A 15,828-nucleotide genomic window follows, 5' to 3' on the forward strand; every position below is an offset into this window, starting at 1 on the left:
CAAGCAATATACAATATCCCCCACTCTCTATGGTCTGAATAACTCATATTGGGCAAAGCGTACGTGTGTTGGTAAACTAAATTTTTATTTAAATTACATGATATTTTTTGAGAAGATTTTCTATTTCGGTGCCTTTTGTTTTCTTGATAACTTCTTTTAGCGCTAATTTCTGTTTTAGACTGAGATTAACATCTGTTATTTTCTTGCCGTCCATTAACTGTACTGTTGCGTTCAAAAGAGCCCGTATATCATAGACACTTCCCCAAACTTCTGGTACACCACGGTCTACGTCTAAAAGTGTATAAACGGCTTCTATTGCGGTACGAATGGAATATTCTGTTGTAAAGATGGTGTCCCGTTCTGTTTCTGCAAACTGACCGATGAATGCAAAGTTTACACCGCCTTGTGGTACAACTGCGGGACGGTCTCCGGCGGCGCGGGGCATGAAGAAAGCAGTAATGTAAGGCATCATACAAGGAATGGTGTTGGCACTGTGTTCTGCAAGTTCTTCAATTTCATTTTCAGGAACCCCTAGATGATAGAGCCATTCCATACATATTTCTTTACCGGTACATGCAGGCATGGTTTTCTTCACATAGTTACCCGGTTTGTCTGTAAACAGGCCATAAACCCAGCCTACCAGCTGATCTTTAGGCTGTGAACGGAACTGGGGCTGACGGTTGAAGGTCCAGCTAAGCAGCCAGTTGGAGTCTGCTACAGTAACGATACCGCCGGTAACAACCTTGCCGCTGAAAGGATCCCTTTTACATATCTTTTGAATATAGGGAGGGATTTTGTCATCTAAGGTAGTTACTGTAGCGGACATCCAGTTGGTTTTATCCGGATTGGAACAGAATTTGTCAGGATTGCCAAAGGAAGAATCCTGTGCCGCAATTTTACGCCACATATCCCAGCCTCCGCCCGGTTTTAACTCCGGTTTAAATTCAACAGGATGGTTTTGATCACCTAAGGACGAGTTTTCAACACAGCCGCCGTTGGTAATAAACACCAGGTCATCCTCTGTTAAGTTGATGTTATCTTCCTTCCCGTCACGGAGGCAAAGGATTTTTTTGGCTATTTTTTTATTTTTTTGAATATCAAATTCTACGTTGACAACTTGTGTTCCATAATGGAACTGAACGTTGTGATTTTCAAGATATTTAATCATAGGTAGAATCATGGATTCATACTGATTGTATTTGGTGAATCTAAGGGCCTTAAAGTCGGGAAGACCGCCAATATGGTGGATATAACGATGAATGTATCTTTTCATCTCAAGGGCACTATGCCAGTTTTCGAATGCGAACATGGTACGCCAATATAGCCAGAAGTTAGAATTTAATACTTCATCATCAAACAGTTCGTCAATACTTTTATCATATAACTTTTCATCCGGAGTGAAGAACAAACGCATAATTTCCATAGCACCTTTATCTGAGAGACCAAATTTACCGTCAGTATGAGCATCTTCCCCACGGTTTATGGTAGCACGCATCAGTGAGTAGTTGGGATCTTTTTTATTTAACCAATAATATTCATCCAGTACACTGATTCCTTTTGTTTCTATAGAAGGGATGGAGCGAAAGAGATCCCACATACATTCGAAGTGATTATCCATCTCACGGCCGCCTCTCATTACGAAACCTCTGTCAGCATATTCGTAACCGTCACATGCACCACCGGGGATATCTTCTTTTTCAAGAATATGAATTCGTTCTCCTTTCATTTGACCGTCACGAACAAGATAACATGCGGCTGATAAAGCAGCCAGACCGGAGCCTACAATATAAGCTAGTTTACGGTCAACACCTTCCGGTTTAACAGGACGTGCAAAAGCTTCATAATTACCACTACTGTAATACATAATAATGCCTCCTTTAACATTGTGAATCCTGCGTTTGCAAGATTGATTTATGCTTATAATTTTCAATTTTTATGGAAATGACTAATTATTAATAAATTTTACAAATAAGTAAATTATTATACCTTTTGATTAAGTTTTTAGAATTAAAAACGATATTATATATAGGAGGGGGGGGGTAAACCGGATGGATACCAATATGAATATTACTATAAAGAATAACTTTCTTAATGCCAATCCAGTTAATCAAGGAGATATAACAGATAAAATAGAGGATAATCATGACGATTCCCAAGTAAAAAAATCTAAGGGCAAGAGATAGTTCCCGGGATACAGAATGTTAAGGATCATTTATTTCCTTTTATTAGATTTGCATATTGATTAAATAAGTTGACTTTGATAGAATAAGTGGAAAGATTTTAATAACTGATAATTAACATTTGGAATGTCAAAGGAGCATAAGAAAATGAAAAGTATGGTAACGTTTGATTATTCAGCAGCAAAAGGTTTTATCTCCGATTCAGAAATCACGATGATGGAAAGAATCGCGGAAAATGCAAAAGCTGAGTTGGTAAAAAAAGCTGGTCCTGGTAACGAGTTTTTAGGTTGGATTGATTTACCTATAGATTATGATAAAGAAGAGTTTGCACGTATACAAACAGCAGCTAAGAAGATTCAAAATGATTCAGAAGTATTATTAGTAATTGGTATTGGTGGTTCTTATTTAGGTGCCAGGGCAGCTATCGAGTTCTTAAGACATAGCTTCTATAATTCTGTTTCTAAAGAAGTCAGAAAAACACCTGAAATCTACTATGTTGGAAACAACATAAGCAGTACTTACATGAAGCACCTAATCGACGTAATCGGAGACCGTGACTTCTCCATAAACATGATTAGCAAATCAGGTACAACAACGGAACCTGCTATTGCTTTCCGTGTGTTTAAAAAGATTCTGATTGAGAAATATGGAAAAGAAGAGGCTGCTAAGAGAATTTATGCAACTACAGATAAAGCAAGAGGAGCCTTAAAGAATTTGGCTACAGAAGAAGGTTTTGAAAGTTTTATTGTTCCAGATGAAGTTGGAGGCCGTTATTCTGTTTTAACAGCTGTAGGTTTACTTCCAATCGCAGTAAGTGGTGCTGATATTGTTAAATTAATGGAAGGTGCCGCATCAATGAGAGAATATTGTCTTAATACCTCTTATGAAAATAACTATGCAGTACTTTATGCAGCTATTCGTAACATTTTATTAAGAAAAGGTAAATCAATAGAAATACTTGCTAATTATGAGCCTGCTCTTCATTTTGTATCTGAATGGTGGAAACAGCTTTATGGTGAAAGTGAAGGAAAAGACCAAAAAGGTATTTTCCCGGCTTCCGTTGATTTAACTACAGATTTACACTCCATGGGTCAATTTATCCAGGACGGGCAAAGAACTTTATTTGAAACAGTAATGAATCTTGAGAAATCAACCTATGAAATTTTAATAGAAGAGGAAGAAATTGATTTGGACGGTTTAAATTACTTAACCGGACAAAGCGTAGACTTTATTAATAAGAGCGCTATGAAGGGAACCAGATTGGCTCATACTGACGGTGGAGTTCCTAATTTAATTATTAATATTCCGGAACAAAATGAATTTTACCTAGGTCAATTATTCTATTTCTTTGAATTTGCATGTGGAGTAAGTGGATACATGCTTGGTGTGAATCCATTTGATCAACCAGGTGTAGAAAGTTATAAGAAAAACATGTTTGCCTTATTAGGTAAACCTGGATACGAAAAGCAAAGAGAAGAATTGCTCAATAGATTATAGGCTGTTTAAGATAGCTATAATCTGGATGAAATTTCTGTGTGCCAAGATCAAGAGCATGTTTTTTGTTCATGATATAGTACGAAGCAGAATGAGGAAAATGCAAGCTTGCTTGTATATTCCGATTGGAGTGCCAAGATCATGAATATGTTTTTTGTTCATGATATATATAGAAATAAAATAAGGTGTTTGCATGTTTCCGTGCAAAACACCTTTATTTAATCAATTTTCTTCACAAAATGCTGATAGTCCGGTTCAGTTTTCCAAAAGCCGCCCCATGAGAACCCACGTTTGGTAAAGGTTTTAAACAAGACATCATTTTCCCGAATATAATAGGGGTTATCAAGGCTTCGATCCGCATATTGAGAACCTTCAATAGGCAGAATTATCGTTTCCTTTTTCATATATTGGACAAAAGGATTGTATAGGGGATTTATATCAATAGCTAACCCCAGAGCATGTTTGGATAAATGGCTTCCACCGGGTACCGGACGGAAATTAAAAGAGGAGGTATTATTATCCGCTATGGAGGTATTATCATCTGCATCATATGCATCTATTAAAACCATTTTTTCAATCGGATATTTTAGTTCATATAATTCTTTAAAAATATCTACTATGTCCCTGGCAATTGCTTTATTTACAATCAGTTCACCTATATGGGTTTTTTCATCAAATCCATAGTGAAGTACCCTTATGTATCTTAAGTCTTCAAGAGGGACCGTACAATCCTCTCCGTATGACTTCCCTTTTATTCGGTTAAATACATCTTCTGATATTTCTTCGTAATAAAAATAGGTATCCATTTCTTTACTTTCAACCTCATTGATATTTAATGTTGTTTCTGCCGGAAGCTGATTCAGAGCTTCTCTTGTGTTTGGTATTTCATTTAAAACATTTTCGGCATCTTTGTCCGGAGTGGTTGTATTATCTGATGGTGAATTAGAACGTTCTTTGTCGGAATTAGTATTGGTATTCTCTTCATCCGGAATCCCATTTTCACCTGGTACTGTATTCTCACCTGGTACTGTGTTTTCGCCCGGCATTGTATTTTCATCCGGCTTTGTACCCTCGTCCTGGGATTGTGTTTCATCTGATGCAGAATTATTTGCCGGGTAATTGTTTACCTGATTGCTTTGAGTCTGCTTTTCTTTTGTATTCTCATCCTTATTGGTAATGCGATCCCTTAAAAGGGAAAATATTGTAGACAGGATGATGCAAAGACATATTATTAGAAGTTTCCGCCTAATTCCTTTCATAACAACCTCAATTCCGGAGTTTTAGCGCCACCTGGGGCTGCTAATCTTCCTCAATTACATGAATTTCCAAAAAATCAAAATCAATAGAATCTATAAAATTATCTTGGGTAAATCTGGTTTTATCATGTTTTTTAAAGTCTGAAATAGTCGCATCCAGCCATATCGGTTTAGATAAATCAAATTGATAACAAATTTCATCCACTGCTGCAAATACCTTTTTAGTTCGAGTTAAGGAGGCATCGTCGTTGCATATTACCAAGTCTTTTTGCATACGATTGTCCTTAAATATCTTGGCCCACAATCTAAACATAGTGTTCTCCATTTCTTTCATTCTAAGATATGTCCATTATTATAGCATATTCATTTAGAAAATGTATAGTGTAAACCTTTTGAAGTTATAATTATCCTATTTAGCAGCATTGTTTCTTAATAATTCTTAAAAATAGAACTGGTTATTTTATTGCAGGGTTCCATTGTTTTGTTGGCAGAATCATTAAGTGAGTTTTTAGAGGGAGATTACTGACTCAGGTTTGCTTTGGGATTATGCCCTGATTGCCTGTGTGGACTGAATGTAACAATCAATAATAAGTTCAAAGTTATATATGCTGACCTCATAAAAAAGCCCACAAAACCTGATTTGCAAGTTTTATGAGCCTTTTTAATTGTATGATTAATATCAGATAAGCTAACAGGTTCTATTCAAAAATTTTGGTTCCATTTTTCGTCAAGTCTTCGATTTCTTCATTAATCTTGCCTAATAAAGCCAGCATATTCTTAGAAATGGAAGCAGCCTCATCATATATTCCGTCTATTTCACTTGTTCTGCTTTGTCTGATTGCATCTATCATAGAATTTCCTAATCGGTGGAAGTCATTATGCAATCCATCGATCTTATCCCAATCCGATTTTAAAGCAGGATGATCAACTTTTAGAGCATGATAAAAATGGCCAAAAGCACATTTATTTGGATTGGTTTGCAGTGGAAGTAATTCCATGGTGTCTTTCATTTTTTTTAGGTTCTTCAGCCATTCTACATGAGCTTGGGAAGCTTTATTTAAAACCTTGGAAAGCTCTTCATTGGTCACTGCATGCTTTCCGCCTTTTAAGCTGCTATATAATTCTCCTACTACGGTTGACAGCTTATCATCTATCTCTGAAATATTTTTTGCATATTCAACACTTTCCATAGCGTCGTTATGAATGTTTAATGTCATCTGGCTTAACTTTTCAGCGTCAATACTGGAAGTTTCCATGGCTTTATTTATTTCATTCGCAGCAATTTTAATACCCTGCATTCTTTCATCTATATCAGCAACGTTAGAAACAACACCATGGAGCATTTCTATATTATTGCCCACTGTTTCTGAAACAGCATCAATTTTAACACTCATCTGATTTGTGGATTCTAAAGCTCTATGCATACTTTCTTTACCTTCTTGTGAAGCATTATAAATATGTTCCACAAAACTTTTCATACCATCTAAATTCATTTTGGTATCTTCGGATAATTTACGGACTTCCTCTGCAACAACAGCAAACCCTTTACCATGTTCACCGGCTCTTGCTGCTTCGATAGCTGCATTTAGTGCCAGTAAATTCGTTTGATTTGCAATTCCTTGCACACTGTCTACAATTCTACCAACCTCTGTTGCCAAGTCAACTAATTGCTCTATTTTATTACTCATTATACCGGTATCTTCAATTACATTTTCTTTTAATTGGACTACTTCACTTAACAATTCTTTGCTTTCATTATTCTTTTCTGCCAGATGGTTTGATTCATTGGATAGTGTTTCTAATGTACCGGCAGTACAGTCAATGGTTTCCGTAACCTGATTCATAGTTGCTGTGGTTTCTTCTACAATAGCAAGGTTAGATTCACTAAGAATAGCAAGTTCTTCAGCAAACTTCATTAATTGTTCTGAAATATGAGTCATACCCACATCAAAAGAACTAATGGCACTGGTAATTTGCAGTATTTCTTTTGCTGCATCTGACATTCTTTTTTCGTTATCCATAAGTTTTTCAAATTGCGTAATTACTTTCTGATGCATGGGGTGCTTTGTACATGGACACTCTCCTTCAACCCCATTTAATGTGTCTTCAAAATAATTCAGAATAAATCCCAGTTCTGAGCAGGAAGATGCCTTCTTTTTCTTAAACATAATGATTGCTCCTTTATCTTGTCGTATAAGTATTAATTAATACAAATCTCCATTTATATAATAACTGCTTATTGAAACATAGATTGTATTAACCTTGCCTCATTATAGTACCGTGTATAAATGGCAGTATAATATTAGGATATTAAAATAATAATACCTAATTTTAGAACAAAATATAGAAAAAAGCAATATAAAGTGAGAAAGAATAAAGGTTTCCCAATAAGTATTTTCCTTGCATTTCCCAGTTAGTTCATATAGAATAACCTTATTAGCATGGTTTTAATTGAAAGGAGGATAGCAACTTATGGAAGGTAGTGAACGAAGAGAAAAGCTGTTGGATATACTGAAGAATTCTAAAGAGCCTGTTTCAGGCAGCGAGCTTGCGGGAAAGTTAGGTGTAAGCCGTCAGGTTATTGTACAGGATATAGCACTACTCAGAGCAGTGAATAAGAATATCCTTTCAACTACCAAAGGCTACATTCTCTATTATCAGGAGAGCCAAAAAGTAAACCGTTGCTTCCTTGTAAAACATACCACAGAACAGATAGAAGACGAACTTTTAACTATTGTGGATAACGGAGGAAAAGTATTAGATGTGATTGTTTCCCATGAAATATATGGTGAGATTTCAACCAATCTGATTATAAGTAACCGTCAGGATGTCTATGACTTTGCCATGAAGATTAAACAAAAGAAAACGGTTCCTTTAAAGGAATTGACGGACGGTATTCATCTTCACACGGTAGAAGCGGATACGGAGACCATATTAGATAACATAGAGGCAGCCCTGAGAAGAAAGAATTATCTTTTGACATTCGGACATGATATTGATAAAATAACTTAGAAAGTAAAGTAAATGAAGAGGAAGTGCAAGCATGTCATATACTGCTCTTTATAGAAAGTTCCGCCCAACGGATTTTAATGATGTAAAGGGTCAGGATCATATTGTGACCACATTAAAGAATCAGATAAAAGCGGACAGAATCGGTCATGCCTATTTGTTTTGCGGAACAAGAGGTACTGGCAAAACTACAATTGCAAAAGTATTAGCAAAAACAGTAAACTGTGAACATCCTATAGATGGCAATCCATGTAATGAATGTGCCATGTGTAATGCAATCAATAATCAGACTTCCATGAATGTTATTGAAATAGATGCTGCTTCCAATAATGGTGTTGATAATATTCGTGAAATAGTAGAAGAGGTAAGATACTCACCTACGGAAGGGAGATTTAAGGTATATATCATTGACGAGGTTCATATGCTTTCAGCGGGAGCTTTTAATGCCTTATTAAAGACGTTAGAGGAGCCACCTTCTTATGTCATCTTTATTTTGGCTACTACAGAAGCGCACAAGATTCCTATCACTATCCTGTCTCGTTGCCAAAGGTATGACTTTAAGAGAATTACCATAGAAACCATTGCAGATAGATTAAAAGAACTGGCAGAAAAAGAACAGGTTGATGCGGAAGAAAAAGCCTTACGTTACGTGGCAAGAATGGGAGACGGTTCCATGCGTGACGCCCTAAGTTTACTGGACCAATGTATTGCATTTTATTTTGGACAGAAACTGACTTATGATAAGGTGCTGGAAGTCTTAGGCGCCGTAGATGTAGAGGTATTTTCAAGACTATTAACCTATATACAAAAGAATGATGTAGCTTCCTGCATGAAGCTTTTGGAAGAACTTATTATATCAGGCAGAGAATTAACCCAATTTACCATTGACTTTACCTGGTATTTAAGAAACCTTTTACTGGTGCAGACCTCGGAAGATGCATCGGAAATCATAGAAGTATCAACAGAGAATATGGCTATGGTAAGTGAGCAGGCAAAGCAAGTGGATATGGATACTTTAATTCGCTACATCCGGATTTTCTCTGATTTGTCTAACCAGATTAAGTATGCATCCCAAAAAAGGGTTATGGTGGAAGTGGCACTGATTAAATTATGTAAACCGCAAATGGAAGCCAATCCGGATGAGCTGGTTAGCCGTATTAAAGCAATTGAGAATAAACTGGAAAAAGGTATTGTGGCGGCGCCGCTGCCGGTTGCTGCTAGTACTGCATCGATTACTCCGGTTGAAGAAAAAAAAACAGTAATTTTACCCAAAGCAGTTTCGGAGGATTTAAAGGAAGTTGCTAAGAACTGGAATATTATTATGGCCAATACTTCACCTTTAGTAAGATCCTTTTTAGCCAACGGAAGGCCCAGTATAGGAAACAATAACATGTTGCTGCTGGTATTTACGGAGTCTTTAGACAAAGACTTTATTGCAGAGGAATCTCATCTGAATGAAATTAAAGAAGCAATTGCGAAAGTCATAGGAAAAGAAGTGGAAGTTCAGGTTAAGTTGTTAACACAGGGGAAGGAAAATATAGAAGATATTCCCGACCTCTCTAAAATATTTAAAAATATAAAGATTGAATACGAGGAATAGGAATTATATAATTCCGTAAGATGGAAGGAGAAAAGTTATGGCAAAACGTGGAGGATTTCCAGGAGGAGCAATGCCTGGTAATATGAATAATTTAATGAAACAAGCTCAAAGAATGCAAAAGCAAATGGAAGAAAAAACAAAAGAAATGGAATCAAAAGAATGGGAAGCAACGGTTGGAGGCGGAGCGGTCACTGTAAAAGTGTCCGGTAAAAAAGAGGTAACATCCGTAGAATTATCAAAAGAAGTGGTAGATCCAGATGATATTGAAATGTTACAGGACTTAATTACAGCCGCTGTTAATGAAGCTTTTCGTAAAATGGAAGAAGAATCATCCGCTATTATGGGGCAAATTACAGGAGGCCTTGGAGGTCTTGGTGGCGGATTTCCTTTTTAATAAAGAATGTATTCTTTGAAATACAAAATTTTGTACCGGAAGGATGCTCTTTTTTGAGATTCTTCCGGCTTAAAAAACAGTTACCGTATAGTAGAAAACTTGGTTCTAAAATAAATATTCAGTTATGTTTTATTGCATACAGGGTTATTTATTTTAGGACCTTTTTCTATATAAAATTACCAAAAATACAAAAGAAATAAATGGGTAATTTATTTAATATTACTTGAATATTACCAGTAAATGGACTATAATTATATTTTATAAGGAGGTGTTTTTTTATGAACAGAAAATTAAGAAAACTGTTTAGTGTAGTACTATTTTTAGCTATGTTCATTGGAATATTGGGGCCAGTGAATGTACGAGCTGCAGAAAGTGTGGAAATTAATATTTTAGGTACCAGTGACATGCACGGGTTCCTGAGAGCCCATGATTATGCAACAGATACGCCCACAACCAACGGTCTTACAAAAGTAGCTGCCGTTGTAAAAGAAGAACGCGCCAAAGACCCGAGTCTTCTTTTAGTTGATGCCGGCGATTCTACCCAGGGTAACTTTGTGTCAGATTATCGTAATAATGAGATTCATCCGGTAATTAAAGCCATGAATCTGATGAAATATGATACATTTACTTTAGGTAATCATGAATTTAATTATGAATTCTCCAGTTTGCAAAATATTATTGCTAAATCCAATGCAGCTGTACTTGGTGGTAATATTTATAAACAAGACGGTACCAGATTCCTGCAGCCTTATGTTATAAAAGAGGTAAAGGGAGTTAAAGTTGCTATATTTGGGGTAACTGCTCCTCACGTTGACAGATGGGAATCCGATAAGAGCCATTATGACAACATGAGTTTTACTACGCCTATGGAAGAAACGGGTAAAATCTTAAAAGAGCTGGAAGGCAAAGCAGATGTTATTATCGGTGTTGTTCACTATGGTGAAGACGGCGAATATGGAACGGAAGGCATGTATGAAGTAGCCAAAAAATATCAGGATAAAGTGGATGCATTCTTTATTGGCCATGCACATTCTACTCTTACAAAATATCTTGTAAACGGTGAATTTATGGACGAATACTCCAAAGATGCAAGTACAGTACTTCTTGAAACAGGAAGTAATGGAAAGAATGTTGGGAAAATTACACTTTCGGTTCAAAAAGACGGAACAGGCTGGAAAGTGGAAGATAAAAAAATTGCAAATATTTCTACAGCAGAATACAAAGAAGATCCGGAATTAGTGGAAGCAATAAAAGACATCCATGAAGACAGTGTAAAGACTGCTAATACAGTTGTTGGCAAAGTGGGCAAGAATTTTTATGACGATCCATTTTTCTTACCAGGAATCCCCAATGCAGTTATTGCCGATGGTCCATTGGTTGATTTAATCAACGAAGTACAGTTAGAAATGACCGGTGCTGATGTATCTTTGGCAGCATTATTTGATGTTAATTCTAACCTTACAAAAGGTGATTATAAGAAGAAAGACGGGGTAAAGGTATACAAATACGATAATACTCTATTTGCCGTTAAAATTACCGGAAAACAATTAAAAGCTATTATGGAACTACAGGCAGGTAACTTCTTTAATCAATATAAAGACGGCGACGTTACCATCAGTTTTAATGAAAATATAAGGCTATATAATTATGATATGTTTGCCGGTGTAAATTATCAAATCGATATATCCAAACCGGAAGGTAAGCGTATTGTGAACGTTACATACAAAGGTGCTCCATTAAAGGATGATGAAAAACTTGTTCTTGCATTAAACAATTACCGTTATGGTGGATTATCTGCAGCAGGGTTAATCAGCAGCGACCCGGCAGATGTTGTTTATGATTCAGCAGCGACCGAATCTGTTCCAGCAGTTCGCGATATGATATCTGAGTATGTTGCAAAACAAGGAAGTATCATGCCTAAAACAGACAAGAACTGGGAAATTATTGGATGTAATTTTGACTATGCAGGTGCTGAAAAAGTATATGATATGATTCGCAAAGGCGAAATTGCTATTCCTACTTCTGTAGATGGCAGAACTACTAACGTTAAAGCTGTGAATATGAATGAATTGGTAAAGGCTGGAGTTATTACTGCAGCTGAGGCTAAGAGAGTTAGCGAACAACCTGCAAAACCGGCAGAAGAAAAACCGGTTAAAGAGAAACCTATAAAAGAAGAACCGGTAAAGGAAAAACCAGTAAAAGAGAAACCGGTTAAGGAAAAACCGGTAGAAAAAGAGACAGTGAAACCTGATGAGAATGCAAAGTATACTGTAGCAAAAGGTGACTGCCTTTGGAATTTGGCAAAGAAATTTGGCTGTACGATTTCAGATCTTCTTAAGCTGAACAAAGAGATTAAGGATCAGGATTTAATATACATCGGTCAAATTCTTGTAATTCCTAATTAGAGAATTCAAATCTTTATAAATTAATGTTTGATAAAAGCTTTTCTTTATCCAATACTAATCTTCGTTAGAAATCTATATAAGAAATTTTGCAAAGCCGCATATACCAATGCATTTAGACATGTGTTGCTTTTCTGCATGATTTTTTATACATTTCTTTAACCCATCTTAGTATAAGATAAATAGAAAAGCTTTTATTAATTTTTCTATTATGTTATAATTGCAATAGTGATTTGATTTATAAATCAAAAGAATAATGAGGTATATCAATGAATTATTACAGCAGCCAAATTAGCAAATTAATTGAAGAATTGTCCAGGCTTCCAGGTATTGGTGCAAAGACAGCGCAGAGATTAGCTTTTCATATTATAAATATGCCACAAGATCAAGTAAATAATTTATCTCAGGCAATTACGAATGCTAAAGCCAATGTCCGGTACTGCAAGAATTGCTATACCTTAACCGATCAAGAATTATGTCCCATTTGTGCAAGTGATAAGAGAAACCAGCGTGTTATTATGGTGGTCGAGAACCCCAGAGACTTGGCAGCATATGAGAAAACAGGAAAATATGACGGAGTTTATCATGTTCTTCATGGAGCAATTTCCCCCATGTTAGGTATTGGACCTGATGATATTAAACTTAAAGAATTAATACAAAGACTTCAGGCAGATGTAGATGAAGTTATTATAGCAACAAATTCAAGTCTTGAAGGAGAAACCACTGCTATGTACATTAGTAAGCTAATAAAACCAACTGGAATAAGAGTAAGTAGAATAGCCAGCGGTGTTCCTGTTGGCGGTGATTTAGAATATATTGATGAGGTTACTTTACTAAGAGCCTTAGAGGGAAGAGTGGAGTTATAACGGAGGAATTAATATGGCAAATATATTAGTAGTAGATGACTCCCTTTTTATCAGAAAGATTGTTGGCGATATGATACAAGAGGCAGGCCATAAGGTTATAGGTGAAGCGACAGATGGTAATGAGGCAATGATGCAATACCTGAACCTTAAGCCGGACTTGGTTATTATGGATATAACCATGCCTTATATGACCGGAATTGAAGGACTTAAGATGATTAAAAAAATCGATCCCAAAGCTAAGGTTATTATGTGCTCTGCCATGGGTCAAAAGTCCATGATCATAGAAGCAATACAATTAGGAGCCTCTGATTATGTAATAAAACCGATTAAAAAGAATCGGCTGATTTCTACTATAAATCATGTGCTAGGAGTATAGGGGTAATATAAAAATAAACTGCCGTTCTAAGCCATTAAGGCGGAGAATGACAGTTTATTTTTATGTTTTTCTTATATAAAGGGTATATTTATTAAAATTGCTACAGTCCTTTTAGTGATTAATCAACTTCTGCTTCATTGGGGTCATCTTTCAGTATTACGCTTAATAATAGTGCAACGATAGTACCTGCTGAGATTCCTGAACCAAATAAACTGCTTAAGATTCCGGGAAGTTTAGCAACAACATCTGGTCTGAAAGTTACACCTAAACCAATTCCTAAAGAGCTTGCAATGATTAATAGATTACGGTTTGTAAATTTAACTTTGGATAAAGTCTTAATACCGGAAATTGCAACTGTACCAAACATTAAGATACCTGCACCACCAAGTACGCAGGATGGCATAATGGATACGATAGTTGAAAGTTTAGGGAAAAGGCTCATTAATATCAAAAGTCCACCGGCTACGATAGCAACGAACTGTGATGCGCATTTTGTTAAAGGAATTAATCCTACATTCTGGCTGAAGGTTTGTGCAGGGCCAGATCCAACAAAAGGACAAAGGGCAGAACTTACAGCGTCACCTCTTACACCAGCAACAATATCATCACTGCTTAGATGTGAATCTGTAACTTCTCCAAGAGTTTCCATAACACCAACAGTTTCAATTACTGTAACTAAATAACCTGCAATAAATGGAACAACGAATTTAGGATTAAAATCGATTCCAAAACGTGCGATTTCAGGTAATTGTACCCAATCAGCGGAAGCTATCTGTGAAAAGTCAATTAAATTTAATGGAATACTGATAATGTATCCAACTATAATACCAATCATAACGGCAGCTGTGTTTAACATGCCTTTGGCATAGCGGTTTAACAGCAGTATAACAAGGAATACAATTGCGGCTACCACTATGTACATTGGATCACCGTAATTTGGATTACCAACACCACCGCCAACCCAGTCGAATGCAACTGGCATCATAGACATACCCATAAGTGCGATAACAGTACCTGTAACAACAGGTGTAAAAATTTTCATTAAAGGTTTTACAAAAAAGCTAAGAACAAATTCAAATATTGCTCCTAAAATAGATGCCCCAAAGTATCCTGCCATTCCACCACCCATTGTATTGATAATGGTATTAGCAGGAGGTACAAATCCAAAGTCGGTTCCCATAACAGTTGGCAAGCCAACACCGACTCTAAATTTCTTAGGACCAAAACCTCTTGATTGAATAATAGATGCTATACCTGAAGCAAGCAGAGCAGCAGACACTAAATAAGCTGTGTCTACCACATCAAGTCCGGCAATTCCTGCAATAATTAGCGGAACTGCTACAATACCGCTAAATGCAGTTAAAATATTTTGAAATCCCAATAAAATAGCCGTAAGGATTTTAGGCTTGTCAGATACCTTATAAACTAGTCCTGACGTTCTTTTTGCTTCTGTTGACTCATTCTTTCCCATGTGTGTTTTCACCTCTCTAAAATTTTAGCTAACCTTAGTTATATATATTTAAAGCAGCAATTACCTCTAGAACTATTTAATTTCACTTTCATTCCTTCGAACGGATTCTAAGGAATGAAACGGTGTTCCGGATTACTGCTGAACTTTTGCCTGTGAGAGTTTATGCATTATACCATATGTCTAAGAATACAACTAACAAATTATAGTAAAATATAGTAAAAATAGGCATTAAAAATCCTAAAAAGACATACCTATTTCCCGCCATTACTTCATATCTATGCTGGACTCAAATTAAGAATCTAAGAAAAGCAGGGCTAGTCTGTTTTTCTTAGACCCTAACTTGAATTTAGTCCAATTAACATAATATTTATATTACAAGGAGTAAAGTAGATGGCTATCTAATGAGGTTAAATTCCGTTGCTTTCAAGAAAATCTTTAAGTAAGTTCATACATGCGGATTTTCTATATTCAGCAGAAACTCTACCTCGAATAGGAACAATTGCTTCGTCAAAGGCTGCCAGGTATGCTTCCTTTACCGTTTTTGCTTCGTCGATGGTTTTACCCACTAACATTCCGTCAAGATCCGGTCTTCTGATAACGACATCACTTACAGCACCAAATGCAGTCATGCAGTTTAGGATCTTACCGTCTTTCACATTAAGTATCCCTGCAAAGGACACTCTGGAGATTGCCAATGCATTTCTTGCTCCAATTTTCTTATAGTAATAATTATCAAGACCAGTTTTACTCATAAGTATTTCTACAAGAAGTTCGTCCTCT

General features: G+C 36.2%; 13 protein-coding genes and 1 pseudogene. 8 read left to right on the plus strand and 6 right to left on the minus strand.

The features are described from left to right. Window positions 1-88: 88 nt before the first annotated feature. Window positions 89-1,864, minus strand: a complete 1,776-nt coding sequence (locus RT261_RS17345; RefSeq protein ID WP_313134349.1) for an oleate hydratase — start codon at window positions 1,862-1,864, stop codon at window positions 89-91. A 184-nt stretch (window positions 1,865-2,048) separates the two neighbouring features. Here RT261_RS17345 and RT261_RS17350 point away from each other — a divergent pair, with 184 nt between their 5' ends. Then, window positions 2,049-2,183 carry a hypothetical protein gene (locus RT261_RS17350; protein WP_313134350.1) on the plus strand — a complete coding sequence of 45 codons (135 nt, stop codon included), beginning with the start codon at window positions 2,049-2,051 and terminating at the stop codon, window positions 2,181-2,183. A 144-nt stretch (window positions 2,184-2,327) separates the two neighbouring features. Next, complete coding sequence (locus RT261_RS17355) at window positions 2,328-3,677, plus strand: glucose-6-phosphate isomerase (protein ID WP_313134351.1); 1,350 nt, start codon at window positions 2,328-2,330, stop codon at window positions 3,675-3,677. A 215-nt stretch (window positions 3,678-3,892) separates the two neighbouring features. On the opposite strand, the gene RT261_RS17360 is transcribed toward RT261_RS17355, so the two are convergent. The 3 genes from RT261_RS17360 to RT261_RS17370 all read right to left on the minus strand — a co-directional run bounded on the left by RT261_RS17360 (window position 3,893) and on the right by RT261_RS17370 (window position 7,098). Next, window positions 3,893-4,933 (minus strand): M15 family metallopeptidase, encoded by a 1,041-nt coding sequence (locus tag RT261_RS17360; RefSeq protein WP_313134352.1) that lies wholly within the window; start codon window positions 4,931-4,933, stop codon window positions 3,893-3,895. A gap of 40 nt (window positions 4,934-4,973) precedes the next feature. After that, window positions 4,974-5,243, minus strand: coding sequence for a hypothetical protein (locus tag RT261_RS17365; RefSeq protein WP_313134353.1), 270 nt, complete (start codon window positions 5,241-5,243; stop codon window positions 4,974-4,976). A 385-nt stretch (window positions 5,244-5,628) separates the two neighbouring features. Further along, window positions 5,629-7,098, minus strand: a complete 1,470-nt coding sequence (locus tag RT261_RS17370; RefSeq protein ID WP_313134355.1) for a methyl-accepting chemotaxis protein — start codon at window positions 7,096-7,098, stop codon at window positions 5,629-5,631. 304 nt (window positions 7,099-7,402) lie between these two features. Between RT261_RS17370 and RT261_RS17375 the strand changes: the two genes are divergently transcribed. The 6 genes from RT261_RS17375 (at window position 7,403) to RT261_RS17400 (ending at window position 13,577) form a co-directional block, all read left to right on the plus strand. Next, on the plus strand, window positions 7,403-7,942 hold the full coding sequence (locus RT261_RS17375) for a transcription repressor NadR (protein WP_313134356.1): 540 nt from the start codon (window positions 7,403-7,405) through the stop codon (window positions 7,940-7,942). Window positions 7,943-7,973: 31 nt separating this feature from the next. Next, window positions 7,974-9,539, plus strand: coding sequence for a DNA polymerase III subunit gamma/tau (dnaX, locus tag RT261_RS17380; protein WP_313134357.1), 1,566 nt, complete (start codon window positions 7,974-7,976; stop codon window positions 9,537-9,539). Window positions 9,540-9,576: 37 nt separating this feature from the next. Beyond that, window positions 9,577-9,933 (plus strand): YbaB/EbfC family nucleoid-associated protein, encoded by a 357-nt coding sequence (locus tag RT261_RS17385; protein ID WP_313134358.1) that lies wholly within the window; start codon window positions 9,577-9,579, stop codon window positions 9,931-9,933. Window positions 9,934-10,211: 278 nt separating this feature from the next. Continuing rightward, the gene (locus RT261_RS17390; protein ID WP_313134359.1) at window positions 10,212-12,338 is read left to right on the plus strand and encodes a 5'-nucleotidase C-terminal domain-containing protein; all 2,127 of its coding nucleotides are present in this window, start codon (window positions 10,212-10,214) and stop codon (window positions 12,336-12,338) included. A gap of 266 nt (window positions 12,339-12,604) precedes the next feature. Beyond that, window positions 12,605-13,201, plus strand: coding sequence for a recombination mediator RecR (gene recR / locus RT261_RS17395; protein WP_313134360.1), 597 nt, complete (start codon window positions 12,605-12,607; stop codon window positions 13,199-13,201). Window positions 13,202-13,214: 13 nt separating this feature from the next. Next, complete coding sequence (locus RT261_RS17400) at window positions 13,215-13,577, plus strand: response regulator (RefSeq protein WP_313134361.1); 363 nt, start codon at window positions 13,215-13,217, stop codon at window positions 13,575-13,577. A gap of 118 nt (window positions 13,578-13,695) precedes the next feature. On the opposite strand, the gene RT261_RS17405 is transcribed toward RT261_RS17400, so the two are convergent. Beyond that, the gene (locus RT261_RS17405) at window positions 13,696-15,048 is read right to left on the minus strand and encodes a uracil-xanthine permease family protein (RefSeq protein WP_313134362.1); all 1,353 of its coding nucleotides are present in this window, start codon (window positions 15,046-15,048) and stop codon (window positions 13,696-13,698) included. Window positions 15,049-15,455: 407 nt separating this feature from the next. Then, a pseudogene (locus tag RT261_RS17410) lies at window positions 15,456-15,828 on the minus strand (FAD binding domain-containing protein); the annotation flags it as partial.

This window comes from Anaerocolumna sp. (assembly GCF_032079385.1).
Lineage (GTDB): Bacteria > Bacillota > Clostridia > Lachnospirales > Lachnospiraceae > Anaerocolumna.

Excerpts from the sequence above, each read along its gene's own strand:
- RT261_RS17355 (WP_313134351.1), top strand. The coding sequence starts at position 2,328 with ATGAAAAGTATGGTAACGTTTGATTATTCAGCAGCAAAAGGTTTTATC.
- RT261_RS17385 (WP_313134358.1), top strand. The coding sequence starts at position 9,577 with ATGGCAAAACGTGGAGGATTTCCAGGAGGAGCAATGCCTGGTAATATG.
- RT261_RS17405 (WP_313134362.1), bottom strand. The coding sequence starts at position 15,048 with ATGGGAAAGAATGAGTCAACAGAAGCAAAAAGAACGTCAGGACTAGTT.
- RT261_RS17345 (WP_313134349.1), bottom strand. The coding sequence starts at position 1,864 with ATGTATTACAGTAGTGGTAATTATGAAGCTTTTGCACGTCCTGTTAAA.
- RT261_RS17365 (WP_313134353.1), bottom strand. The coding sequence starts at position 5,243 with ATGTTTAGATTGTGGGCCAAGATATTTAAGGACAATCGTATGCAAAAA.
- RT261_RS17400 (WP_313134361.1), top strand. The coding sequence starts at position 13,215 with ATGGCAAATATATTAGTAGTAGATGACTCCCTTTTTATCAGAAAGATT.
- recR (WP_313134360.1), top strand. The coding sequence starts at position 12,605 with ATGAATTATTACAGCAGCCAAATTAGCAAATTAATTGAAGAATTGTCC.
- RT261_RS17375 (WP_313134356.1), top strand. The coding sequence starts at position 7,403 with ATGGAAGGTAGTGAACGAAGAGAAAAGCTGTTGGATATACTGAAGAAT.
- RT261_RS17360 (WP_313134352.1), bottom strand. The coding sequence starts at position 4,933 with ATGAAAGGAATTAGGCGGAAACTTCTAATAATATGTCTTTGCATCATC.
- RT261_RS17390 (WP_313134359.1), top strand. The coding sequence starts at position 10,212 with ATGAACAGAAAATTAAGAAAACTGTTTAGTGTAGTACTATTTTTAGCT.
- RT261_RS17350 (WP_313134350.1), top strand. The coding sequence starts at position 2,049 with ATGGATACCAATATGAATATTACTATAAAGAATAACTTTCTTAATGCC.
- dnaX (WP_313134357.1), top strand. The coding sequence starts at position 7,974 with ATGTCATATACTGCTCTTTATAGAAAGTTCCGCCCAACGGATTTTAAT.
- RT261_RS17370 (WP_313134355.1), bottom strand. The coding sequence starts at position 7,098 with ATGTTTAAGAAAAAGAAGGCATCTTCCTGCTCAGAACTGGGATTTATT.